Origin of the sequence: Psychrobacter sp. TB20-MNA-CIBAN-0197 (genome assembly GCF_040309765.1) — a bacterium.
Taxonomy (GTDB): domain Bacteria; phylum Pseudomonadota; class Gammaproteobacteria; order Pseudomonadales; family Moraxellaceae; genus Psychrobacter; species Psychrobacter submarinus.
This window is the reverse complement of sequence record NZ_JBEOPC010000007.1, coordinates 59051-82304: the sequence shown is the minus strand read 5'-3', so window position 1 is coordinate 82304 and position 23254 is coordinate 59051. Positions and strand designations below refer to the sequence as shown.

At 45.7% G+C, this 23254-nt stretch carries 22 protein-coding genes; 17 read left to right on the top strand and 5 right to left on the bottom strand.

All coding sequences use genetic code 11. The annotated features are described in order from the left end of the window. Positions 1–14 precede the first annotated feature (14 nt). The 7 genes from AAEY83_RS03650 to AAEY83_RS03620 all read left to right on the top strand — a co-directional run bounded on the left by AAEY83_RS03650 (position 15) and on the right by AAEY83_RS03620 (position 5222). A complete protein-coding gene (locus AAEY83_RS03650) occupies positions 15–482 on the top strand; it encodes a hypothetical protein (protein WP_025645434.1) in 468 nt (155 codons plus the stop codon). An 84-nt stretch (positions 483–566) separates the two neighbouring features. Further along, positions 567–893: a sulfurtransferase TusA gene (gene tusA / locus AAEY83_RS03645; RefSeq protein WP_025645432.1), complete on the top strand. Its 327-nt coding sequence runs from the start codon at positions 567–569 to the stop codon at positions 891–893. Between the two features lie 125 nt (positions 894–1018). Further along, on the top strand, positions 1019–2218 hold the full coding sequence (locus tag AAEY83_RS03640; RefSeq protein WP_025645430.1) for a methyltransferase: 1200 nt from the start codon (positions 1019–1021) through the stop codon (positions 2216–2218). Between the two features lie 24 nt (positions 2219–2242). Then, positions 2243–3181: a site-specific tyrosine recombinase XerD gene (xerD, locus tag AAEY83_RS03635; protein ID WP_025645427.1), complete on the top strand. Its 939-nt coding sequence runs from the start codon at positions 2243–2245 to the stop codon at positions 3179–3181. A gap of 301 nt (positions 3182–3482) precedes the next feature. Continuing rightward, positions 3483–3890: a DUF3817 domain-containing protein gene (locus AAEY83_RS03630; protein WP_025645425.1), complete on the top strand. Its 408-nt coding sequence runs from the start codon at positions 3483–3485 to the stop codon at positions 3888–3890. Positions 3891–4043: 153 nt separating this feature from the next. After that, entirely contained in the window at positions 4044–4481 is a 438-nt protein-coding gene (locus tag AAEY83_RS03625) for an MgtC/SapB family protein (RefSeq protein ID WP_025645423.1), read from the top strand. A gap of 132 nt (positions 4482–4613) precedes the next feature. Further along, positions 4614–5222, top strand: coding sequence for a class I SAM-dependent methyltransferase (locus tag AAEY83_RS03620; protein WP_025645422.1), 609 nt, complete (start codon positions 4614–4616; stop codon positions 5220–5222). A 110-nt stretch (positions 5223–5332) separates the two neighbouring features. On the opposite strand, the gene lptG is transcribed toward AAEY83_RS03620, so the two are convergent. Next, positions 5333–6556, bottom strand: coding sequence for an LPS export ABC transporter permease LptG (lptG, locus tag AAEY83_RS03615; RefSeq protein WP_025645420.1), 1224 nt, complete (start codon positions 6554–6556; stop codon positions 5333–5335). Then, positions 6556–7839 (bottom strand): LPS export ABC transporter permease LptF, encoded by a 1284-nt coding sequence (locus AAEY83_RS03610; RefSeq protein ID WP_025645417.1) that lies wholly within the window; start codon positions 7837–7839, stop codon positions 6556–6558. The genes lptG and AAEY83_RS03610 overlap by 1 nt, the downstream gene beginning before the upstream one ends. A gap of 376 nt (positions 7840–8215) precedes the next feature. Here AAEY83_RS03610 and AAEY83_RS03605 point away from each other — a divergent pair, with 376 nt between their 5' ends. The 3 genes from AAEY83_RS03605 (at position 8216) to sstT (ending at position 11785) form a co-directional block, all read left to right on the top strand. Continuing rightward, positions 8216–9844: a leucyl aminopeptidase gene (locus tag AAEY83_RS03605; RefSeq protein WP_025645415.1), complete on the top strand. Its 1629-nt coding sequence runs from the start codon at positions 8216–8218 to the stop codon at positions 9842–9844. 45 nt (positions 9845–9889) lie between these two features. Next, entirely contained in the window at positions 9890–10366 is a 477-nt protein-coding gene (locus AAEY83_RS03600; protein ID WP_025645411.1) for a DNA polymerase III subunit chi, read from the top strand. A gap of 216 nt (positions 10367–10582) precedes the next feature. Then, on the top strand, positions 10583–11785 hold the full coding sequence (sstT, locus tag AAEY83_RS03595; protein WP_025645409.1) for a serine/threonine transporter SstT: 1203 nt from the start codon (positions 10583–10585) through the stop codon (positions 11783–11785). A gap of 115 nt (positions 11786–11900) precedes the next feature. On the opposite strand, the gene AAEY83_RS03590 is transcribed toward sstT, so the two are convergent. Beyond that, positions 11901–12224, bottom strand: a complete 324-nt coding sequence (locus AAEY83_RS03590; RefSeq protein ID WP_025645407.1) for a chaperone modulator CbpM — start codon at positions 12222–12224, stop codon at positions 11901–11903. 73 nt (positions 12225–12297) lie between these two features. Further along, a complete protein-coding gene (locus tag AAEY83_RS03585; RefSeq protein WP_025645404.1) occupies positions 12298–13314 on the bottom strand; it encodes a DnaJ C-terminal domain-containing protein in 1017 nt (338 codons plus the stop codon). Positions 13315–13705: 391 nt separating this feature from the next. On the opposite strand from AAEY83_RS03585, the gene AAEY83_RS03580 reads away from it, so the two are divergent. Then, the gene (locus AAEY83_RS03580) at positions 13706–14068 is read left to right on the top strand and encodes a septal ring lytic transglycosylase RlpA family protein (protein ID WP_025645402.1); all 363 of its coding nucleotides are present in this window, start codon (positions 13706–13708) and stop codon (positions 14066–14068) included. Positions 14069–14186: 118 nt separating this feature from the next. Here the strand turns inward: AAEY83_RS03580 and AAEY83_RS03575 are convergent, their stop codons facing one another. Next, complete coding sequence (locus AAEY83_RS03575) at positions 14187–16247, bottom strand: ATP-binding cassette domain-containing protein (protein WP_025645400.1); 2061 nt, start codon at positions 16245–16247, stop codon at positions 14187–14189. Positions 16248–16692: 445 nt separating this feature from the next. Between AAEY83_RS03575 and erpA the strand changes: the two genes are divergently transcribed. The 6 genes from erpA to AAEY83_RS03545 all read left to right on the top strand — a co-directional run bounded on the left by erpA (position 16693) and on the right by AAEY83_RS03545 (position 23178). Next, the gene (gene erpA, locus AAEY83_RS03570; RefSeq protein ID WP_037059055.1) at positions 16693–17016 is read left to right on the top strand and encodes an iron-sulfur cluster insertion protein ErpA; all 324 of its coding nucleotides are present in this window, start codon (positions 16693–16695) and stop codon (positions 17014–17016) included. 350 nt (positions 17017–17366) lie between these two features. Continuing rightward, on the top strand, positions 17367–18941 hold the full coding sequence (gene gshA, locus AAEY83_RS03565) for a glutamate--cysteine ligase (protein WP_025645396.1): 1575 nt from the start codon (positions 17367–17369) through the stop codon (positions 18939–18941). A gap of 96 nt (positions 18942–19037) precedes the next feature. Next, positions 19038–19550 carry a disulfide bond formation protein B gene (locus AAEY83_RS03560; protein ID WP_025645394.1) on the top strand — a complete coding sequence of 171 codons (513 nt, stop codon included), beginning with the start codon at positions 19038–19040 and terminating at the stop codon, positions 19548–19550. A 533-nt stretch (positions 19551–20083) separates the two neighbouring features. Further along, positions 20084–20710: a copper resistance protein NlpE N-terminal domain-containing protein gene (locus AAEY83_RS03555; protein ID WP_198013341.1), complete on the top strand. Its 627-nt coding sequence runs from the start codon at positions 20084–20086 to the stop codon at positions 20708–20710. 474 nt (positions 20711–21184) lie between these two features. Next, on the top strand, positions 21185–22705 hold the full coding sequence (gene mpl / locus AAEY83_RS03550; RefSeq protein ID WP_025645390.1) for a UDP-N-acetylmuramate:L-alanyl-gamma-D-glutamyl-meso-diaminopimelate ligase: 1521 nt from the start codon (positions 21185–21187) through the stop codon (positions 22703–22705). 218 nt (positions 22706–22923) lie between these two features. Next, entirely contained in the window at positions 22924–23178 is a 255-nt protein-coding gene (locus AAEY83_RS03545) for a GlsB/YeaQ/YmgE family stress response membrane protein (protein ID WP_025645387.1), read from the top strand. Positions 23179–23254: the final 76 nt, after the last annotated feature.

Genomic DNA, 23254 nt, shown 5'->3' with positions numbered 1-23254 from the left:
AAGCAATTGATCTTATGAGCATTGAGCCCAAGCAAGCCAACACTTATGGCATACCGCCGCTAGCTATCGCCCGTATCAAAGGCGCACAGCAAGCCAATAAAATCGCCATTTATATGATTTACGCGGCGCTGGTCGCTTTTGTGGTCTTTGGCACTATTGCTAGTATTAAAGTCTTTCATGACAATCAGTTGCTGTATCGCTTGTTTTACAATTTACCGTTTATATTGATAGCTTTGACCATTCCTATCACTTTGTATGATGCGTTTATTATCTACCGCTATCGCCTCAGTCAATCGTCAATGGTAATTATGACTATTGGGGTTTCGACGGTTATATTACTCGGTGGTTTATTATTCGCCGATACCGCTTGGTTAGGATTGGCTTCTTGGCTTGGAGTGGCGTTTTTATTCAAAGTCAGCTTTAAGCGCTTCTTTGACTTTTTACAAGCTGAAGAAGAAACCGAAACGCTTGAACAAAGCTAATTTTGACTTCAAAAATGTCGCAATACTTTTTATAAATTAGATAGCTTAAATTATCTTTAACCTTTTTATGACTAAAAAACCACTATGACGACTCCTATTACGCCTACGCCAATCAATCATCATCTCGACACTCAAGGGCTGATATGCCCTGAGCCGGTCATGATGCTGCACCGCACCATACGCAAAGCCGATAGCGGTGATGTCATCGAAATACTCGCAACCGACCCGGCAACAACGCGCGATATTCCTAACTTTTGTCGGCACTTGGGTCATGAGTTTTTGAGTCAAGAAACCTTAGCCGAAGACATAAACTTAGAAGTGGATCCTGATGAAATTACTATCGATAGCGATAAGGATGCGCCAACCAGCGCCACTCTATATCGCTACTTGGTCAAGAAAAAAAGCGCTTAGTTAAGATAAGCGGGAGTCATAAGCACTATTAAAAGCCCCATCATAAGTATTATCAAACGCGCAAAACTGAGGTCGTTTAACTAAAGCCGCCTAAAAACATCATTCATTAGTAAAAGGTACATCATGTGTTACTAACCGAAAAAAAATATGTAGAGTGGCACGAGAACGACACCTCACACCTGGCTCGTTGGCTGTCGGCTAGCGATCATCCTACACCTAGGCGAATAGTCATCGTCGATGACAGAACCACTGCCGATGAGGCTTATCGATTAGCCTGCGCTGGTACGTCTATGCTCTATCGCGGCGACTTTCATAATGCGCGGCAACTATTGCAGGCCATCACTCGGCGCATTGAGCGTACTGAAAATAATTCTGCCAAACGCAAGTCAAGAAAAGCTGCTAATAAAGCCAAAAACTCAACTGAATCAGACTCCCAAACCCTACCAAATCTCTTTCACCAGCAGCGTCAAATGACCGCCCAGCGCTCGCGTATCTTAAGTCGCTTACTATTAGAGCTAAATGCTGATTATGTCAGCTCGTTACGCCGTGCGCCTGATATGAGCCATGCTTGCTTAGCCGCTTTTGGCCCATTGGATAAAGAGAATCAGTCATGTGTGCTGTCATTTCGCGACTTGCAAGGCGCATTAGGAGCAGCTGGCTGGCGCGAAAAAGGCGTAGTGATCAAAGCGCTCGGCTTATCCATTTACCCGCACTACGGGGTCTTTGCGCCAACTCGTCATGAGTACGTGCCGCTATTGCTCGATGCGCCTTTGCCCAAAGCTTTCGATGTCGCTTATGATATAGGTACCGGCACAGGCTTGCTGGCTATTATCTTAGCAAAGCGCGGTATCAAACAGATCATAGCGACGGATGTAAACCCACGCGCGCTAACCTGTGCTCAAGATAACTTCGAGCGCCAAGGGCTAGCTCATATACAGTTGCAGCAAGCTGATCTATTCCCAACCGACGCGCCACTCGCCAATCTAATTGTCTGCAATCCGCCTTGGCTACCAGCTAAACCGACCTCACCACTAGAGTATTCGGTCTACGATGCTAACAGCGCAATGTTAAAAGGGTTTTTGCAGGGCGCAAAATCGCACTTAGCTCAGCATGGCGAGATTTGGCTCATTCTGTCTGATTTAGCGGAGCACTTACAGCTACGTAGTCGTGATGAATTATTGGGGTGGATTGCAGATGCTGGCTTAGCAGTGAAATATCGTCTCGATACTCAGCCCAAGCACGGTCGTAGTCAGGATAAGTCTGACCCTTTATACACAGCGCGTAGTAGTGAAATTACTTCGCTATGGTGTTTGCAAAGTGTTTAGTATTTTATTATCGAGTACCCTTCTATGAGCCGTGATCGCGCTGTACAACAACGTCAGCCCAAAGCCCTTGCCGTCGATGACGAGCCAGCTTACCTGACGGAGTTTCGTCAAGCGATGCTCGCACGCGGCTTAGCGACTCGTACGCGTAACGCTTATGTCCGCGACTTGCGAAGCTGTGAGCTGACGCATCACAAAGCACTGACCCAGTGGCAAAGCGATGAGGTGCTGCACTGCTTATCACAGCTCGCAGCCGAGGGTAAAACGCCGCGCACGCAAGCGCGAATGCTCTCAAGTCTGCGCCAATTCTACTTGTGGATGATCGCCAGTAACCTACGCGAAGACAACCCTTGCGAGCGAATCAAAAGTCCTAAGCTGGGACGACCGCTGCCTAAAGATTTAGCGGAAGCGGACGTCGATAACCTGCTTGCCGCGCCTGATACTAGCACCGCACTCGGTCTACGCGACAAAGCCATGCTAGAGGTGCTCTATGCGTGTGGTCTACGCGTTAGTGAACTGATTAATCTCGCGCTTGAACAAGTCAATCTCAACGCCGGCTGGCTACAAATCACCGGTAAAGGCAATAAGACCCGTCTCGTACCGCTAGGCGAATATGCAGCGGACGCGCTGGAAGATTATTTGAGTCATGGTCGCGGCGAGCTGGTCGCTCATCTAAAATCAGGTAACTGCCAAGCGGTGTTTTTGACGGCGCAAGGCGGCTATATGACTAGGCAGAATTTTTGGTACTTGCTCAAGAAGTACGCCAAAGTCGCTAGCATTGATAAAGAGCTCTCCCCGCATACGCTACGCCACGCCTTCGCTACTCATTTGCTCAATCATGGCGCGGATCTGCGTAGCGTACAATTGTTATTAGGCCATAGTGATTTATCGACGACGCAGATTTATACTCATGTGGCGACAGCAAGATTGCAGAAGTTGCATGCGGAGCACCATCCGCGCGGCTAGGGTATTGAAGAGAGGGTAAAAGCTTGGTGTAGGGTGGGTTAGACTTAACAAATTCTCGAAGAGAATGCGGTTAAGACGTAACCCACCTTTCTTATAACTGTATTCTAAACTTGGTGGGTTACGCTGTTGCCTACCCTACTCGCTAGTTTACTTTTATATAGAAAAATAATTTTAGTGTATTAGCTTAACTCACGTATTCGCTGGGCTAAAAGCCCAGCCTACAAAGACTTATCCATTATTCGAATACAACCTGCCTGAGATAAAACAAACCCATTCTTCATTATCCTAACTGGAACAAATAATGTCATACGCGCAATCCTCTACCCTGCCTGTGCTAACAAAGTCGCAAAACTCTCTACTTAAGAACCTAACTATTTTAGGTTATTTAGAAGGCACGTCTTTTTTGTTATTACTAGGCATCGCCATGCCGCTAAAATATATGCTTGGCATTCCTGAGGCAGTGAAATATATTGGCATGGCGCATGGCGTATTATTTATCGCTTATATCTTGATGCTGCTGTTTGCGGCGAGCAAAATTAAAATGCCGCTTTGGGCACTACCTGCTGGGGTGCTCGGCTCGTTTTTACCTTTTGGGCCTTTTGTGTTTGATCATGTTTTAAAGAAAAGGTTGGGATGGTCTCGAGGTAACAGGAACAGCGCTAGACACGATAGTCCGCACGCCAGTGGCAAGGCAGATACAAGCGGATAGCAGGATAAGCTCCTCATACTTATGCCATACATACCTCTCTCGTTTAACGCTTCCTAACTGAAAACAGACACCGTTATCGCTACACTCTTTATAATGAATTTAGAGATTATAATAAATTTAGAGAATGTGGTATTTAAGGACAGGGAGTGAGTTATGTTTGGCTTCGATATTGATATGGATTTGATGAAGTATCATTTCTTTCAATTAGGGATTGATTTTATCTTATCCTTACCGATTGCGCTGAATCGGGAGATGAAAGACAGCGGCGCGGGCCTGCGCACCTTTCCCTTAGTCACTGTCGCCTCTTGTGCCTTTATGCTTGTCGGCCGCGACATCTATTCAGAAGGCGATGCCGAGGCGCGTATCATGTATGGCATTATTACAGGTATGGGTTTTATCGGTGGTGGCGCTATTTTTAAGAGTAGCGGCAGTGTCAAAGGAACAGCGACGGCAGCAGGACTATGGAACACAGGCGCTATCGGTATCTCAGTTGCGTATAGTCGTTATGAGATTGCGATTATTTTGTCGGTGGTGAGCTTTTTGATATTGCAGTTCTCTGAGCCGTTCAAGTCCAGTGATCATCAAAAATAATGCACGCGCTGCGCAATCGGCGCTGAAATTTATCGCGGTTGCCGTTACAATACTCGTCATACCGTGCGTACTTTATCGTGAGTAAGATGCTGATATCGCACTACCCTTTTTATAATCCTATACGAGAATGTTATGAGTCATCAGCCCCCTGCAGAGTTATTAGAAAAAGCCAAACACTGGCGCGAAGATATACATTTTACGGATGACGTACTAGGTAAGCCTTTTGATTTTGTGACGACTTGGGGTATATTTTCGCCGCAAAAGCTCGATGATGGTAGCTTGATGCTACTCGATCACGTCGATTTTCAGGCTGATGATGACTCGATAGATCTAGGCTGTGGCTACGGCGTGCTTGGCATGACTGCGGCGCGCGAGTGCCCGAATGGTCAGCATACGCTGATTGACAAGGATTTTATGGCGGTGGAGTATGCGCGGCGTAACTGCGAAAAAAACGCTCTTAGCAATGTCGATGTGCATTTATCAAACGGCTTTAACCAAGTGGCGGCGGACAAAGACTTTAGCCTCGTCATGTCAAACTTACCGGCCAAGGTCGGTAAAGAGCAGCATTATCTGTACTTCCTCGATGCTTATGCACGGATGCGTCAGGGCGGGCGTTTTTATGTGGTGACGATCAATGGCCTACGTCAGTTTATGAAGCGCTCATTTACCGAGGTGTTCGGTAATAGCGATAAGGTCAAGCAAGGCAAGACTTATACCATTACTATGGCGGTGAAAGAATAGTTTTTACGCTTAATAGAAATAAACCGCACTCAGCAAAATCCCGCTAATACTGATTCGTTTTAGCGGGATTTTTGCTTTGAGTGGTTCATTTCGCCGGCTACATGGGCCAGCTACATTTGCCGCTTTAGTAAATAGCCTCCAAGCGCCGCACTAGCAATAACTGGCAGTAGCACCATTAAAAATGGCGAAAAGCCCGTGGCTAACGACACAAATCCAACTAAGTCTTGAATATAGCTAAACAGTAGCCCGAATAGTAAAGCAACAACAATACGTAGGCCTAAGCTATGAGTGCGCAGTGAGCCAAAGACAAAGGAGCACGCGACGATCACCAGCGATAATATCGACAGCGGAGATAGCAGTTTTTGCCAAAACGCCAGCTCGTGAGTCAATGACCGCTTACCCTGCTGCTGCATAAACTGACGATGTGCGTATAGCTGGGTCAAGGACAAATCTTCGGCATCGCGGGTCAGCAGATACACCGACTCAGGCGCAAAAGGTAGACTCAAGGTATCTGTAGTAGCGAGCTGTTGACTGCTTTGAAAGCCTTGATTGATGGTCAGCCTCGTGATGTTATTGAGCTGCCAGTCATAGCGGTACTGCTCGTCTTTGTTATCGCTTGTGCGCCCGACTAGTTGACGCCCTGTATACTGGCCGCCCTCAGCACGGATAGCAGTTTGTAGGTTGCCATTCTTATCCAAATGCCAACGCTTGACCTCACCGATATTGCCTTCGACATCAGCATAATCGATGTAGAGAATGTCACTGCCATTCGCTTGCAGTGTTGTCTCATCGTCTGCACTGTTTAAACTACTAAAACTTGGCTGCATGGTCCAGTAGCCGCGCACTGAGGTAATCAGCGCGCTGCTATCGTCATCATTAATCTCATCGGCCAGCTGATTGCTCGTAGGTAATACAAACTGGTTAATAGACAACGCTAAGATGACGAATAATAAAGCCGGCTGGAGTACCCAGCCCACGATACGATAGACGCTGACGCCTGAGGCGCGCATGACCACAAGCTCGCTCTTATTAGCCAATAGTCCAAGACCCACCACAGCGCCAAGCAGCGCGCCCGTCGGAATGAACTGCTCTAAAAAGTAAGGCGAGCGATAAAAGATATATTTGAGCGCCTCGCCCATCGTATAGCTATCGCTGAGCGAATCAAGCTCAGACAAGTAAGAAAATAACACCTGTAAGCCCCATAGCCCAAGTACCGCGGCGATAATCGCTAGCAAAGCGTTAAGCTTGACGTAACGGCCGAGCACTTTTAGTCGACTGGGTGGCTTTGACAATGACAAGCCTTTATTTTTTGCGGCAAACAGTGAGGAGCGCATTATGAGGCTCCTGTATTTGAGTCATTTATAGAACCTAAATCGTCGTGCTTATCTTCGCTCAACCGAAAGCGCAGTCGATGCTGGATACGGCTGCCCCAATTCATATAAAGTGCTAACACCATAAACCCTACTATCAACCAAGCATAAGACCAAACGCTCACATTGCCTTTAGCGACAGCGTTTTTTAAAGAGATGATACCGAGCGCACAACTCACAAAGAGTAAGATGGCCGGAAATAATCGTAGCCAGCGTCCTTGACGCGGACGTACTTGCGCGAGCGGTACCGCAAGCATAGGCGCGATAATCATCAGCCAAGGCAGTGCTAAGCGGTAGCCAAGCTCGCCTTGGGCGGCGAGCCTAGCCTCGCTAGTACTGACCGCCATACTGCCTGTTGCCGCTTGCCATAAGGGAACGATCGCCTGTGTTTCGATATTGTCTTCGCTGACGACCTCTTCTTCGGACTCTGTCAAAGTAATACGGTAGCGATCAAAGCCGATCTGATTGTATTTTAGGCTACCAGCGCCGACTTCATAACGCCGTCCCTGAAACAGATCCAATTGAGTAACGCCGCCGGCACTGCTCTCTACTTGTTCTGCGCGGCGAGCCAAGGTAATCGTGTCTTTACTCGTAGCCCGATTGGCGCTATCAATCAGCTCTTTTGGTAAATCCTCAACAGGCAAGCGCTCAACCAATTCGGACTCTTGGGCTGTCTGAGCTGACACACTTTGAGCGCCATTACTGGCAGGTTTTGCCGATTGTGTTTTGGGCTGTGTTTGAATCAGCACCACATCTTGCAGCTGGGTTTTATCGTCGCTCAGACTGCCCACATACAGATGATAATTACCGCTACTGATAAACTCTTTCGGGCGGATTAAATCAAAAGCACTAGTCAAAGCTTGCTGCTGCCAAATCGTCTCTGAGGAGCGTACTCCCCAAGGCTTACCGACTATAGACAAAGCCGCCTCACCCACAAACAACGCCAAAATCAGTGGTGTTATCAGCCGAGCTAACTTCCCGCGTGAGACGCCGCTGGCATTAATCACCGCCATTTCTTGATCCACATAAAGCCTACCAAAAACGAGCATCAAACCGATAAAAAACGCCAAAGGTAAAATAAGCTCTAAAAAGTAAGGCAGATTATAGCCAATAATGGTGAATAATAAGCTGATATCTAAGTTGCCTTCAGCGGCAATCCCAAAATAACGTATCAGACGGCCACCGAGCATCATCACCACCAAAAACCCCAATACCAAAGCGGTCGTTGAGGCAACTTGACGGGTCATGTAGCGGCGTAATATCACAATTAGGACTCTTAAATAAGGGTTGGCATTTGCAAGGATAAGTGGTTATACATCCGTATCGTGCAAGCTCATAAGCGATCTTTTGGCTTTTTTATAGTTTTTGGTAAATATGGCAAAGCGAGTATAAGCGTCAAACGTAACTGCTAATGCTAGCATGTTTTTATAAAAAATGACGGTGAAAAGTGTGTAAAAGTACGATACGCTTTCTATCTAAACAGTCACAAATAACATTATCTAACCCTTACGGAACAGTCGCGCTGTCATCAATATGTTAGACTGTCATATAAGCTGTAGTAGGTTCACGACCTTCTTTGCTCAGCATTCTTGTTTTTCATAACTCTAATAAGGACAAAACTATATGAATATTAAGCTAACCGCACAACTGCCAAAAACGCATACCCAAAAAATACTAAAAAAAGAAGCCAAAGACAAAGACTCGAGCTGTTTAGTGGTCTTAGTCGATAATAACAAAAACATCTTGGCAAGCGACTCATTGACAGAGTATCAAGAGCGTATTGAGCAGTTGATGGCAGTCTCACATTTCAGTGGCAAAGCCTGCGAAACGGTCGCTGACTATGCCTTAGCTGGTGATAAAAAAACCACTAAAGCCAATCCGCTACAATTATTAATCGTTGGCGTAGGCGCCATAGATAAGCTCAACCACAGCGCACTACAAAAAATCGCTAAGACCATTTATCAATCAACGCAAAAACGCGTCGCCTCCTTAACTATCGCGCTCGGCGATGCTCTACAAGAAAACGAGTTTAGCCAATTTGCTCTGAACCTGCTAGCAGCGACTTATCGCTTTGATAAATACAAATCAGAGCAAACCGCTCCGGTATTAACTGATATCTACTTGCTCGCTGATAATAGCTTGCAGTCCGCTTTAGACTTCGCGCAGTCAGTGTTTGTCGGTCAAAGCTTGACTCGCGATGTCGCTAATGAGCCAGGTAACATCTGCTTCCCAGCTTATATGGCAGAGCAAGCGCAGGAGCTGGGCAAAAAATACTCTGATATCCTAAAAGTCACTGTATTAGGTGAAGAAGAGATGTCAGCGCTCGGTATGGAGTGCTTCTTAGCGGTCTCTAGAGGCTCAGTCCGCGAGGGCAAGTTGGTGATTATGGAATATCAAGGTAAGTCGAAATTTACCGCTAACCATTCAGCCAGTTATCGCGATAACGCTAGCAGCGCTGCCAAAGCTGGTCTAAAAGCGATTGCAGATAAGCTGCCTTTAAAAGCCAATACGAAAAAAGGCAGCAACAGTGATGCCCCTATTGTATTAGTCGGTAAGGGCGTCACCTTTGACTCCGGCGGTATCTCTATCAAGCCAGGCGCGGCGATGGATGAGATGAAATTTGATATGGGCGGCTCAGCGTCAGTCTTGGGTACTATCCAAGCGCTATGTGAAGCGCGTCTGCCTATTAACGTCGTCGGCGCGCTCGCTTGTGCTGAAAATATGCCGTCAGGGGAAGCCACGCGTCCTGGTGATATCGTCAAAGCCATGAATGGCAAGTCAGTTGAGATCTTAAATACTGATGCTGAAGGCCGCTTGGTGCTAGCTGATACTCTATGCTATATCCAGCGCTATAATCCAAAAGCGATCATCGATGTGGCCACTTTGACTGGCGCTTGCGTCGTCGCTTTAGGTCACGTGCGCTCAGCGGTGTTTAGTAATGATGAAGACGTACTGTTCGAGCTTGAGAATGCTAGCGCTCAATCAGGCGATCTTATCTGGCACATGCCGTTAGATGATGAGTATCAGTCATTGCTTGACTCACCTATCGCCGACATGCAAAATATCGGTGGTAAAGGTGCTGGCGCCGTCACTGCTGCTTGTTTCTTATCGCGCTTCGTAGAAGAAGGCCAAGCCTGGGCACATTTGGACATTGCTGGTACCGCATGGAACTCTGGTAAAGAAAAAGCCGCTACCGGTCGCCCAGTCCCTCTATTTATGCAATATCTCAAAAACAGCGTCGATATGGCATAAACAGTGCTGTATGATCAGACACTTCATAAGGCTTAAGTACCAAACATGTCAAAACTAACCGTTAGTTTTTATGTCTTAAGCGCGAGTAAAGCCCAAGATTTCTTGGGCTTTATTTGTCAGCTCACTCAAACTGCCTTAAATAAGAGCACACAGTCGCTGGTTATTCTGTCGGATAATGAACAACTGCTGAGCGAGCTTGATGAAGCGTTATGGGCCAATGATGCGGCAAGCTTTATTCCGCATCAGCGCTTAAGCGCTAGCAATAGTGAGGCGACGGCGAGTACTGATAACAATTCTGCAGCGCCTGTGCTCTTAGCATCACAGCTGCCGTCAGACTTTAGCGGTATCGTCATCAATACCACTCCCCGCCCCATCAATGATTATATCTCGTCAACGAGCAACGCGCTGCCTAGCCGTCTGCTAGAGATTATCCTACCCGATGATGCTAGCGTCGCCCAAGGCCGTTATAAATATAAACACTACCAACAGCTTGATTATGAGCTCACTCATTTTAAAGTATAAAAGCTTTAACAGCCGCTAATCTTCACAAATAAAACCCTCTCTGTCATTAGTCGCTCTACTTCGAGCGCATCTAAAACATCTATATAGTTGATTATCATCTTAGCTATTGCGCTCTCGAGGTCGCAGAGCATTAGGTGAATATCACAAAAAATGCTACTATCTTTCGATTATTATAGGCTTTGTATTTTTTGATTATCGTTTATTAGAGGGATAAAGATGCGTTCATTGATAGCAATGTATCAACGGATAGGGTTAGTGCCGCTTATTATCGTCGGTCTGGTGCTGGGTGTGCTGATTGGCTGGCTGGCCCCTAGCGCTGGTATAGCTTTAGGAATATTAGGAACTTTATTTGTCGGCGCGCTCAAAGCCGTAGCACCTATACTCGTGTTTGTATTAGTATTAGCCGCTATCAGTAAGCAGCGCAGTGGTGATGAGGTCTACGTCAAACCTGTCCTTATTATGTATATGTTTGGCACTTTTTTGGCCGCATTGACTGCCGTTGGTGCCAGCTTCTTGTTCCCGATTGAGATGGTCCTAGTCAATGCCAATATCGAGCAAGTACCGCCTGCCAATCTAAAAGAGGTGCTAACCAACTTGCTCATGAGCCTAGTGGCCAATCCTGTCAACGCTGTAGCGAATGCCAACTATATCGGTATCTTAGCATGGGCGATTATTATCGGTTTTGCGCTGCGTCAAGCTGGTGATACTACGCGCGGTGTCGTGAGCGACTTTGCTGATGCGATATCACAAGTGGTCAAATGGGTCATTGCCCTCGCACCTTTTGGTATCTTAGGGTTGGTCGCCAATACTGTCGCTGAAACAGGCTTTGAGGCGCTAAAAGGCTATGCCAATATTTTGATGGTATTGGTTGGCTGTATGCTGTTTATCGCTCTAGTTGCTAACCCTTTAATTGTATTAGTCAAAACCGGCAAAAACCCTTATCCGCTAGTACTGACTTGCCTGCGTGAGTCTGGTATTACCGCCTTTTTTACCCGCTCATCAGCGGCTAATATTCCTGTGAATATGAACCTTGCTCACAAGCTTGGTCTGCACGAAGATACTTATTCAGTCACCATTCCGCTCGGTGCTACTATTAACATGGCCGGTGCGGCGATTACCATTAATGTGCTCACCTTAGCTGCTGCGCACACTTTGGGTATTGAGGTCAGCTTTGCCTCCGCTTTATTGCTAAGCTTAGTGGCGACAGTCAGTGCTGGCGGCGCGTCGGGCGTACCTGGCGGCTCATTACTGCTCATTCCATTGGCCGCAAGTCTATTTAGCATTCCTAACGATATTGCGATGCAAGTGGTGGCCGTTGGCTTTATTATTGGCGTCATTCAAGACTCTGCGGAGACAGCGCTTAACTCGTCAACCGATATACTATTCACCGCTGCTGCTGATCCCAAATACGCCCGTTAGCGTATTAAGCTTTAACGACGTTTTAATCAAAACTCAAGGACAAAAAAAAGGGCACTCAGGTGCCCTTTTTATACTTTGAAACTTGTATGCAAGTCAGGTTTAAGCTTTCAATAGCTTACTTTAAGTGATCTACTTCGACCTCAATCACAGGCGTCTGCATCTCCAGCTGGCGTTTAAACTGACGCAGCTGCTCCACTTCATCTAACAGCTCAAGTATCAAACCAATAGCCGGTACGCTCGCTTCAAAATCACGACTAAGACGTGAGGCACGGCGCACGGTGGTCAGCTGATAGCCAGTGAACTGCTGACTCTCAGGCACATCATACTCAATGATATTTTCTTCTATTAAGGCGATAACCCACTGCGGCTCTTGACCACAAGCAGACACTAATTCATCAAAACTCATAACTATGTCGGTTAATTCAGGCGAGTGTTTCATCATTATTATCCTCGTTTATGCTATATCTCTCATCATCTGTCTAACTTTAGCTCTCTTATGACCATTTTGCTCACTAGCGACTGATGCTAGTATGAGCAAAGGCTTGTTTTAGCTGCTCATAAGCTTGCTTAGCTTCGTCCGTGGTGACTTCTGGATTGACGATATTTAGGGTCAAGTATAAGTCTCCCGCTTGTTTTGCAGGGATACCCTTGCCCTTCAAACGCAGATTACTTCCTGATTTGCTATTACTCGGAATAGTGACGCCGAGCTTACCTGCAGGAGTCGTGACATTGATTTTTTCGCCCAACGCCGCCTCCCACGGAGTGATATTCACCGTTTGGTAAACATTAGCGCCTTCCAAGCGAATATTATCGGCAGCAGTGATGGTGACTTTAAGGAATAGATCTCCGTTTTTTCCACCTCCGATACCGGCAGCGCCTTGCCCTGCTAGGCGGATTTGCTTGCCATCAGTGATGCCTTTAGGAATTTTAATCTTCAGGGTTTTATTCTCATAACCCACACTACCATTAGGCTGACGGACAGGGACATTTAACTTAATACTATAGTCGTCGCCGCTATAGACCGAAGCGAGATCGACACTGATCTCAGCATGCTGATCTTGGCCTTTGCTATCTTGGCCAAAACCACCACCGAACTGATCAAAACCACTTGGTCCACCAGCCGACTGGCCCGCAGAGCCGCGAGCACCGCGCCCAAAAGCTGAGAAAATATCATCGAAACGAAAACCGCCACCGCCAAAGGCTTCACCGTCACCGAACTGATCTTTGATATCTTCCCAGCGAAAGCCGCCTTGCGCGCCTGCCGACTGACCGCCAAATCCGCCAAAGCCACCAGCACCAGCTTGGCCCGCAAAAGGATTGTCTAGCATAGCGTCATATTCGCTACGCTTATCTTTATCCCTAAGTGTCTCGTAAGCGTTATTAATCTCAGCGATTTTATTATCTGCATCTGGATCGTCACTGACATCAGGGTGATATTGACGGACTAGTTTGCGATACTTTTTCTTAATATCGGCGTCTGAGGCGTCTTTTTTTACCCCTAAAATGTCATAGTAGTTTTTTTCTGCCATTATTTTTCCTTATCATTTTATTGAGAAAATTTTATTAAACGCTATAAAGTTAGAATCATCTGTTTCTATAATAAGACTTTTTTCTACAATATCAATTTTACTCAATGGCTACGACCTTTTTGGGGCTTTGTAATCAACAGCCTCGACACAGATTTTCAGGGTAGATTTAAGTTTGCCAGTTACATTGTATAGAAATCTTTAAGATATTAACTTTGGTTATGAATCAATAGCTTATAAGCTAACTGCAATTTGACTTGTCTTATTTTTTACACATCTGTAAGGATATAGCAAGCTTTATCCTGTAAAATACTGCAATGTTTACACTCATAGGGAGTGAAAATAATATAGGCAAGAGAATCTGTCTATTTTATAAATTACGTATAGGTGTTAAATGTCTTATTTAATCAAGTCTTTAGTTATCATGTTGTCATTAGCGCTGAGTACCACCGTTTTTGCTGGTAATACTAGCTATTATGGTAGTAAATTCCACGGTAAGCGTACCGCTAGTGGTAGTATTTTCAATATGAATGCCATGACCGCCGCACATAAAACCTTACCGTTCGGCACTAAAGTTAAGGTAACTAACCAAAAGACGAAGCAGAGTGTGATAGTTAAAATCACGGATAGAGGTCCTTTTACACCCGGCCGTATCTTAGATTTATCTAAAGGCGCTGCTGGTAAGATAAACTGCCAACTTTGTACGACGACTATGAAAGTACTCTCTTACGGTGATGGTAAATATCGTAGACAGTAACCTGTCGCGCGAATGTTTTAAGTCTTAAGACCCAATCATATAAAAACCCCAATCGTATAAAAAAAGGAGAGCATTAGCTCTCCTTTTTTGTGTTCGCTCAAAGTTTTGAGCAGGTATTTTAATTAAACTTAGCCTCCATCTCTTCTAAACTTGTCATCGCTACTAATAAGCTCTCCTCTTTATCGTTATGTTGCTGCTGTAGCGAAGCTTGCTTGTTAAGCAGCGCTATCAAGTCGGCTTTGCGGTGCGCTTCATAAAGCTCAGTATCGGCAAGCTCAGTCTCCAAGCTTGCTAGCTGCTCATCTAGCTTCGCCAATGCCTTTTCGGTATTTTCGATTTCTCGGCGTATAGGCGCGGTCAGTTTGCGCTGCTCAGCCGCCAACTTACGCTGCTCTTCTTTACTCAAAGTACTAGCAGGGTTTTTGGACGTCTGACTCTCAGCTTTAGTTGTCGCTGTAGCCTGTACTGACTCACTATGCTTAACCTCTTTATTTTTAGCAGCATTGTGCGTTTCACGTGAAACCAAAGTCATTTGCGCCTTTTTGTCTTTAGCTTGTTTATTGCTATTTTTATCCTGCGCGTTCTCTTGTTTGCGCTTCTCCGCTAGCCACTTTCCGTAATCACTAATATCGCCTGCGAACTCGTCGATCCGGCCGTCATGGACGAGATAGAGCTCATCACAGACGTTAGCAATCAGTTCGCGATCATGCGAGACGAGCACGACCGCGCCTTGAAACCCTTGTAGCGCTAAAGTCAAAGCTTGACGCATTTGTAAGTCTAAGTGGTTAGTCGGCTCATCGAGCACGAGCACGTTAGGACGCTGCCAAACGATTAATGCCAAGGTCAGGCGTGCGCGCTCGCCCCCTGAGAACAGCTCGCTTGGGGTATCGATACGCTCGCCACGAAAATCAAAACTGCCCAAAAACGAGCGCAATGTTGCATCAGAGGTCTTGCCCGCGAGGCGACGTAGCATCTGCATCGGTGTGGCGGCGGCGTCTAAAGCGTCCATTTGATGCTGATTAAAGTAGCCAAGCTTGAGAGTATCAGAGACTTGGTATGTGCCTGAGAGTACCTTTAACTCACCAACCAACGCTTTAATCAAAGTCGACTTACCTGCGCCATTCATACCGAGTAAGCCGAGGCGCGTATCTGGGGTGACTTGTACGTTAGCATTATGTAGCAGCGGGATATCACTATAACCGATGTCAGCTTTGGTCATCTCAATCAGCGGCGTGCTCATGTGCGCCGGCTCATAGAACTTAAATGAAAAGGGGTTATCCGCCATCATCGGTGACAGCTCCGCCATGCGCTCAAGCTGCTTGATACGGCTTTGGGCTTGCTTAGCCTTGCTGGCTTTAGCACGGAAACGGCGGATAAAGTCATCTAAGTGCGCACGGGTTGCTTGCTGCTTCTCATAAGCTTGCTGCTGCTGCGCCATACGCTCGTGACGGGTGCGCACAAACTGCTGATAATTACCGGTGTAGAGAGTGATTTTTTGCTGTTCGACATGCAGAATATGATCGACAGTGGCATCCAAAAAAGTCTGATCATGCGAGATGACGATGACTAAACCTGTGAACTGATTGATCCAAGTCTCAAGCCATAAAATAGCATCTAAGTCTAAGTGGTTGGTCGGCTCATCGAGCAGCATCAGATCGGCACGGCTCATCAAGGTTTTGGCGAGGTTTAGACGCATGCGCCAGCCCCCTGAAAAGCCCTCTACCGGCTGCTCATGTTGGCTGGCTTTAAAACCAAGACCCGCCATAATTTGCGCCGCTTTGGTGGGCGTACGATAGCCATCTATCTCGTCGAACTGCTGATGCAAGATACCAATCTGCTCATCGCTAACATTGCTCAAATCACTCAACGCCTCATTGAGCTGATACCACTGCTCATCACCGCTTAGGACATAATCAATGGCCGTTTGACTACTTGCCCCCACTTCCTGCGCCATGTGTGCGACCTGCCAGCTCTCAGGAATGCTCACCTCGCCTTTATCGAGCGTCACTTCAGTATCGCCTACGCCCATTTGTGTCAACAGTAAGGCAAATAGCGTTGATTTACCGGTGCCGTTGTTACCCGTCAGCCCTATTTTGTGATTGGGGTGCAACTGGAAACTGGCGTCCGAGAAAAGCACTCGACCATCACGGCGAACACTAACGTCTTTAAATTCGATCATAAGGGGTTTTATCTCACAGGAGTTATAGCGACCACGGCACTTATTCGCTCAATTATTCGATCAATAGCTGATTAAGTCGGTCGCTAGCAGGTCAATAGTTATAAGAGGCAATGATGAAAATTTACAGAAAAACAGGCCAAAGCCAGCCATAATTGGTGGCTATTATTTCAAACGACTGGCGGATAGGCAAACGATTAAACCATTATTTATAAATAACTGTTTCATTTTTAAGTCATTTATTGAGGGGTGTCAGACTTATTTCAATATCGTCTATCTGTTTTATCAAACACGCTTATCACTCTTGATAAGTTAAGCCTAGCCCCAATTATGGTATACTGCCAAAACACTACTGACATCAAGCAGTTAAGCATTCGCTAATGAGGTGATTATGACCCAAACTACTACTCAATATGATCCAAGCGCTAGTCAGCCGGTCGATCCTACTATGCTAAGTCTAACCGATAGCGCGGCCCAAAAAGTGCGCCGTCTACGCGAAGAAGAAGGCGATAAGGAGCTTATGCTGCGCGTTTATGTGACAGGCGGCGGCTGTTCTGGTTTTTCTTACGGCTTTAGATTCGACAGTGATATGAATGAAGACGATGCCAATTTTGATAATGGTGATGTCACTTTGGTGATCGATTCGCTCAGTTATCAGTACTTACAAGGCTCTACCGTTGACTATACTGAAGGGCTAGAGGGCGCGCGCTTTATCGTAGATAACCCCAATGCAACCACGTCTTGTGGCTGCGGCTCTTCGTTTTCTATCTAACAATGCTTTTTTCACTGCCCGCTTATCAAACGTTTTTATTAAAGCATCTATTTTTTATAGGTGCTTTTTTGGCTAAGCCAACTGATTTTTTCACCGCTGAAGGTTACTGAAATTGTAATTGTGCGTGGTTTTTGCATTATCTTTGGGCTAAACTGACTTTGAACTAAACGGAGCGCTCTTTTGAACTAAACGGAGCGCTCTTTTGATATAATTGATAGCGACGACGGTTTATAGCAACGACAGTGCCAAATTGGCTGCAGTTTTGCGCCGGTTTTATTTGAGCAAACCCTATTTGAACCAATCTTAGTAAAGGGTTGCTCTACCATAATGAATAACAATAGATGACTATTATGAGTAATTTTGCAAGTAGCTTTGTGGATTTTGAAATACCAAGTTGGTTTGATAGCCAATTATTGATGGGCATGCTGCGCGGTATCGAAAAAGAAGGTCTGCGCGTTAGATCAGATGGGTTTTTGGCACAAACGCCGCACCCTTCAAAGCTTGGTTCAAAATTGACCCACCCGTTCATCACTACGGACTACTCTGAGAGTCTACTTGAGCTTATCACTGACCCAAGAGCGACGCCAAAAGATACTTTGGCTATGCTGCGTCAGCTGCATGTCTTAGTCTATCAGGCGTTGCCAGAGGGTGAGCTGATGTGGCCGTTGTCTATGCCTTGTATGCTCTCAGCAGATGATGCCGATATTCCACTGGCTGATTATGGTAGCTCCAATACCGGTAAGCTCAAAACGCTTTATCGTAGTGGACTTGGTATTCGTTATGGTCGCCGTATGCAGACGATTGCGGGGCTGCATTATAACCTATCTTTTGGCGATGGTTTATTTATACAGTGGCAAAAGCAGCTTGCAGACGCGCAGACGCAGACGCTGACCGAGTTCAAAAACGAGAAGTATTTAGGCCTCATCCGTAACTTTAAGCGCTTAACAAGCTTAGTTCTATATCTGCTAGGCGCTAGCCCTAGCGTCTGTCCTTGCTTCATCTCAGGCCGCGAGCATGACTTGGAGCTGATGAACGAGTCAACCTATTATAGACCAGCTGCCACGAGCCTACGTATGGGGAAGCTTGGCTATACCAATAGCGTTCAAGAACATTTGGATATCCGCTATAACGATCTCACTGAGTATGTCGCAGGCCTACGCCGCGCGATTCAAACGCCGCATGAGAGCTTTAAGGCACTTGGGCTAAATGATGAAGCGGGTAACCCTATCCAGATCAATGATCATATATTGCAAATAGAGAACGAATACTACAGTCCTATTCGCCCCAAACAAATTGCCGCGCGTGGTGAGACGCCGACAGAAGCGCTAGAGCGTCGCGGTATCGCTTATGTGGAATTTCGTGCCATCGACTTAGATCCTTATAGCGATGTAGGTATTCGCCTCTCAAGCGCTTGCTTCTTAGAGGTTATGGCGCTGTACTGCTTACTCAATGAGTCGCCAGATTTGTTGCCGGCAGAAGAAGAGGAGCTGGCGATTAATCTAGAGCGCGTAGTTAACGAAGGCCGCTCGGATAATCTACATATTCTAAATAATGGCGAAGAGCAGTCGCTACAAAGCTGGATGCTGGCACATTTATCAAGTATGCAACCGCTAGCCGCATTACTTGACGCCCATCATGGCGGTAATGATTACCGCGTAGCAGTAGCTTTGATGCAAGGTAAAGCGAGTAATTCAGAGTCGACCATCTCAGCACAAGTTAATGCCGATAGTATGCGCTTAGGCAGTATGTGGAAGTTAGGCTTTACCTTAGCGCAGCAGCATCGCGATGCTATCCTTCAGCATACTTTAAGCCCTAATATGCAGGCAAAATATGAAGTATTGGCTGAAAAGTCGCTGTTGCAACAAAGCGAGATCGAAGCCAATGACACCGAAGACTTTATGGACTTCATTGAGCAGTACCGTTAAGCCTAGATGGCCTTAGCGGATGAGTCATTTAACTGAAATCAGCCATAATTAGCTACTAATCATAGCTCCAGCCCCTATTTTAAGAGTACTTATTTGATGCAAAGCCTACCCTCTTATCGCAGTATGCAAGTGTTTTTGGTAATTATGAGCGCTATCGGCATGGGCTATGCCTTGTTTTTTTTGCAGCAGTCTATGGGGCTTTCTCCCTGTCCTTTATGTATCTTTCAGCGTATCGGTTTGATGGTGATGGGCGGCTTTGCGCTCGTAGCGGCTATTTTTAATCCAAAATCGAAACTTATCAGGTTTGGTCTGTGGTTAGGTAGCTTAGTCGGTATTGGCTGGGCGACGGGCGTTGCTGCTCGTCATGTCTGGCTCCAGCATCTGCCAGCTGATCAAGTGCCTGCTTGTGGCCCTGGCCTAGACTATTGGCTTGATACGCTACCGATGCAGCAAGTACTAAAACAAGTGTTCGCAGGTTCTGGAGAGTGCGCTACTATTGACTGGACATTTTTGGGTTTAAGTATCCCAGAGCAATCTTTGATATTTTTTAGCTTTCTTATTATCGTTCACTTGCTCATACTGATGAATATATTGCGTTCAAAAACTTAAAGGCTGTCAGTGCTATCAGTGCTGATAGTGCCCACTCGGGCTAATCGGCACTAACTTATGCCTAAACTAACTTATTCCTAAATAGCAACCTCGCTTAGTGTCTTCTACTTCTGCAGTTAGCAGTTAGTACTCCCGCAGTCTCGCTGCAGCATCACCGCTTAACTCTATCTTTTACGTATTAATGTCCTCTGTATCAGTAACTTTTTTATCAAAAGTCTGTCACTGAGAGGCAAATCCTAAAATACAAATCTCCTCCTTTTATAACAAAAACCACACATTTTGGTCATTCCAGTTTGTTATCTTACGATAATATTTTTCCGTTGATGGTGAATAAATAATCGTTTATCTTCAAAAGATATACAAAATGTGGCAATAAGGCTCTGCACACCAGTCCTGTGAGTACATCAGAAGCAGGTATGGTTACTTTGCCACTCTTGTCATCTTAAATGACATTAATACTAGCTTTTGTAAGTAGAGCTAACCTTAGTTGTCAGCTTGCACTTAATCCTCATCTGTTTGCTGTTGGTAAGATCATGATATATTCTTTTTCTAAATTTGCCACAACGACTGCTCATTGTGGCTCTCGCTCGACTTTGAAACTCTTATTACCTTTGTCTATTTGTGCTTTACTTGCGGGCTGTGATAGCCACTCCTCGACTCCTAGCACTGATAAAAGAATGATGATTGCAAGTAAGCAGAGCGATGCTATTGCTGCAGAGCAGGAGACCATAGACCCCAACTCAAATAGCGATGGGACTAGTAGCGAAGAGGATGAGTCGCTGATTAGTACGGCTAAATCGGATAGAAAATCCTCCGTAGATCGCTCATCTTCGGATGCTACTACAACAAACGACAGTCAAATGCAGGCTACTTTAATCGGTGATTATAAGGGAGTAATGCCCTGCTCTTTTTGTAGCAGCACAGAGGTGTTGCTAAACTTATTTGCTGATGGCTCTGTGGTAAAAACCAGTATTTATGATAATCCAAAAGAGCCGACCGACTCGTTAATTGAAAACGGTATTTATCGTCAAGATGATGACAAGATCACGATTGTTTACGATGATCAACGTATAGAGAGCTATATTATTCAAAATAACCATTTAGTATTACTAGATGATAACAACATCGCTGACGATGACTACACGTTATCGCGCCAGTAATATAAGTCTTTGTATATATTTTTTGGTTCATAATAGGGCGTGTTGAACATTCACAAATGCGCACTGCTGATAGCTAAAATAGTTCTAGTCTAAGTGAAAATTGCAGATAATGCTTATTGCATTGGCTAGATTTTCGCAACGACTAGGGCGATTTTAGCATCAGCCCTAACTACAACAACAGGGACAGGACTATTTTTTGCCGCTTTATTGATAAAAATAGACGCTTAGAACGACTAAACTTACCATTTTTATCTGCAAATCGCCTAAAAAATAGTCTCTGTCAGTGCCATGGTCGAATGTTCAACACGCCCTAATAATCGGTAAACTTTAGATAATGTTAACGCCTATAGACTAGGCGTTTTTTTAGGCGTTTTTTTACGCATTTTATTGGTTATACCGTAGGCTTTACTTTACAATAATGTCCTAAATATCACGACTTACTCTTCTCTTTTTATCATTCGGTGCGAAACGTCTATGCATATTCATATTCTTGGTATTTGTGGCACTTTTATGGGCTCACTAGCCTTATTGGCCCGCGAGCTTGGGCATGAAGTGACGGGCTCAGATGCCAATGTCTATCCGCCGATGTCCACTCAGTTACAAGAGGCTGGCGTGACGATTATGGAAGGCTATCATATCGAGCATCTACAGCCTGCGCCTGAGTTGGTCGTTGTCGGTAATGCGATGAAGCGCGGGATGGATGTGGTCGAGTATATGCTCAATCAAGGACTGCGCTATACCTCAGGGCCGCAGTTCTTATCGGAGCAAGTACTACAATCGCGCCATGTGATAGCAGTGGCGGGCACGCATGGTAAGACCACAACGACGACGATGCTCGCTTGGATATTACAATATGCTGGGATTGATAGCGGGTTTTTGATTGGCGGCGTGCCGTTAGTCGATACTGATGATAAGCGTCTACAACAAGTCTTCGCTCATAGTAGCTACTTAGGCGCTGATTTTACAAATACCTCGGATTTAGGTTACTTTGTTATTGAAGCCGACGAATATGATTCAGCGTTTTTTGATAAGCGCTCAAAGTTCGTACATTATCGCCCGCGTACCGCTATTTTGAATAATTTGGAGTTTGATCACGCTGATATTTTTGCTGATCTAGGAGCGATTCAGACGCAGTTTCATCATATGCTGCGTATGATCCCGAGCAGCGGACAAATTATTATGCCAGTCAATACGCCAAGCCTCGAAGATACCTTAGCTAAAGGCGTTTGGACGCCCGTTTGGCGCACCTCTATTGTCGATAATACTGATAAGAATCCGGCGCAAGCTCAAACCGCGGCAGCTAAGAGCGAATGGCAAGCCCGACTTATCAGTGCTGATGGTAGCCAGTTTGAAGTGAGCTTTCATGGCGATAAACGCGCTAAAAATATAGCTGGTAATGAAGCGGCTAGTATTAATACGGCCGTAGTCGATTGGGCGATGAACGGCTTGCATAATGTCAATAATGCGCTAGTCGCTATCGCAGCGGCTTATGATATTGGCGTCGATATCGCAACTGCCTGCGCCGCACTATCTGAGTTTGCCGGTATCAAACGGCGTATGGAGCTGATCGGTGAGGTGGGGGATATCTTAGTCTTTGATGATTTCGCTCATCATCCGACCGCGATTACCACCACGTTGGATGGTGCCAAAAAGAAAATGGCTAATCAAAAGGTTTGGGCCGTTATCGAACCGCGCAGCAACACGATGAAGATGGGTATTCATCAAGACAGCCTAGCGTCTTCGGCCGCGCTTGCCGATCAGACACTTTGGTACGAGCCTACAGGCCTTGAGTGGGGCCTCAAAGACGTCATAGCGCAAGCGCAGCAGCATAATAGCAACTTAAGCAATCAGCAAGTGCTTGGTAGTACCGACGCTATAATCGAGCATCTCACTACTCATGCTAGAGCGGGTGATGCTATTATCATCATGTCCAACGGCGGTTTTGAAGGTATTCACCAACGCCTATTAGCAGCATTGGCAACGACTCAGCGCTAATAACCTTACTCTTAGCTCATGCCATAGTCTATGTAGCGTCCTCAAATTGTGAGTGGCGCTTTTTTTATCGTTTTTACAAGCCCTTTACGCATTCAATTCAAATGATAGCAAATCAGGACCTTTTATCACACAGCCCCTACACTACTAACATTTCGTGCTTACTCTTCTGGCGAAGGAGTGATTACAATGTATTCATTCAATCAATTAGGAGAATAATAATGGGTTTTATATGGATGATCATTGTTGGTTTAGTCGCAGGTCTATTAGCGCGCGCTATTAAGCCAGGTAACGATGCGATGGGCTGGATTATGACTATTGTACTCGGTATTGTAGGTGCAATGCTTGGTGGCTTTATTGCCGGTCTAATCGGTATCGATGCTGATGGCGGCTTTATCGGTCTGATATTCTCAGTGATTGGCGCTATTATCTTACTCTTCTTGTATGAGATGATTGTCAATAAACGCCGCGTATAATATAAGCACTTTTATAACAAGTGTTTAGCTACACTCTCGATTTGAAAAGACCTTATTATTATAAGGTCTTTTTTTA

Coding starts and splice junctions, on each gene's coding strand:
- AAEY83_RS03630 (WP_025645425.1), top strand. CDS start 3,483: ATGTCATACGCGCAATCCTCTACCCTGCCTGTGCTAACAAAGTCGCAA.
- tusA (WP_025645432.1), top strand. CDS start 567: ATGACGACTCCTATTACGCCTACGCCAATCAATCATCATCTCGACACT.
- AAEY83_RS03605 (WP_025645415.1), top strand. CDS start 8,216: ATGAATATTAAGCTAACCGCACAACTGCCAAAAACGCATACCCAAAAA.
- AAEY83_RS03545 (WP_025645387.1), top strand. CDS start 22,924: ATGGGTTTTATATGGATGATCATTGTTGGTTTAGTCGCAGGTCTATTA.
- AAEY83_RS03600 (WP_025645411.1), top strand. CDS start 9,890: ATGTCAAAACTAACCGTTAGTTTTTATGTCTTAAGCGCGAGTAAAGCC.
- erpA (WP_037059055.1), top strand. CDS start 16,693: ATGCTAAGTCTAACCGATAGCGCGGCCCAAAAAGTGCGCCGTCTACGC.
- gshA (WP_025645396.1), top strand. CDS start 17,367: ATGAGTAATTTTGCAAGTAGCTTTGTGGATTTTGAAATACCAAGTTGG.
- AAEY83_RS03650 (WP_025645434.1), top strand. CDS start 15: ATGAGCATTGAGCCCAAGCAAGCCAACACTTATGGCATACCGCCGCTA.
- AAEY83_RS03610 (WP_025645417.1), bottom strand. CDS start 7,839: ATGACCCGTCAAGTTGCCTCAACGACCGCTTTGGTATTGGGGTTTTTG.
- AAEY83_RS03560 (WP_025645394.1), top strand. CDS start 19,038: ATGCAAAGCCTACCCTCTTATCGCAGTATGCAAGTGTTTTTGGTAATT.
- AAEY83_RS03555 (WP_198013341.1), top strand. CDS start 20,084: ATGATATATTCTTTTTCTAAATTTGCCACAACGACTGCTCATTGTGGC.
- AAEY83_RS03590 (WP_025645407.1), bottom strand. CDS start 12,224: ATGAAACACTCGCCTGAATTAACCGACATAGTTATGAGTTTTGATGAA.
- AAEY83_RS03575 (WP_025645400.1), bottom strand. CDS start 16,247: ATGATCGAATTTAAAGACGTTAGTGTTCGCCGTGATGGTCGAGTGCTT.
- xerD (WP_025645427.1), top strand. CDS start 2,243: ATGAGCCGTGATCGCGCTGTACAACAACGTCAGCCCAAAGCCCTTGCC.
- AAEY83_RS03625 (WP_025645423.1), top strand. CDS start 4,044: ATGTTTGGCTTCGATATTGATATGGATTTGATGAAGTATCATTTCTTT.
- AAEY83_RS03580 (WP_025645402.1), top strand. CDS start 13,706: ATGTCTTATTTAATCAAGTCTTTAGTTATCATGTTGTCATTAGCGCTG.
- AAEY83_RS03585 (WP_025645404.1), bottom strand. CDS start 13,314: ATGGCAGAAAAAAACTACTATGACATTTTAGGGGTAAAAAAAGACGCC.
- lptG (WP_025645420.1), bottom strand. CDS start 6,556: ATGCGCTCCTCACTGTTTGCCGCAAAAAATAAAGGCTTGTCATTGTCA.
- AAEY83_RS03620 (WP_025645422.1), top strand. CDS start 4,614: ATGAGTCATCAGCCCCCTGCAGAGTTATTAGAAAAAGCCAAACACTGG.
- sstT (WP_025645409.1), top strand. CDS start 10,583: ATGCGTTCATTGATAGCAATGTATCAACGGATAGGGTTAGTGCCGCTT.
- mpl (WP_025645390.1), top strand. CDS start 21,185: ATGCATATTCATATTCTTGGTATTTGTGGCACTTTTATGGGCTCACTA.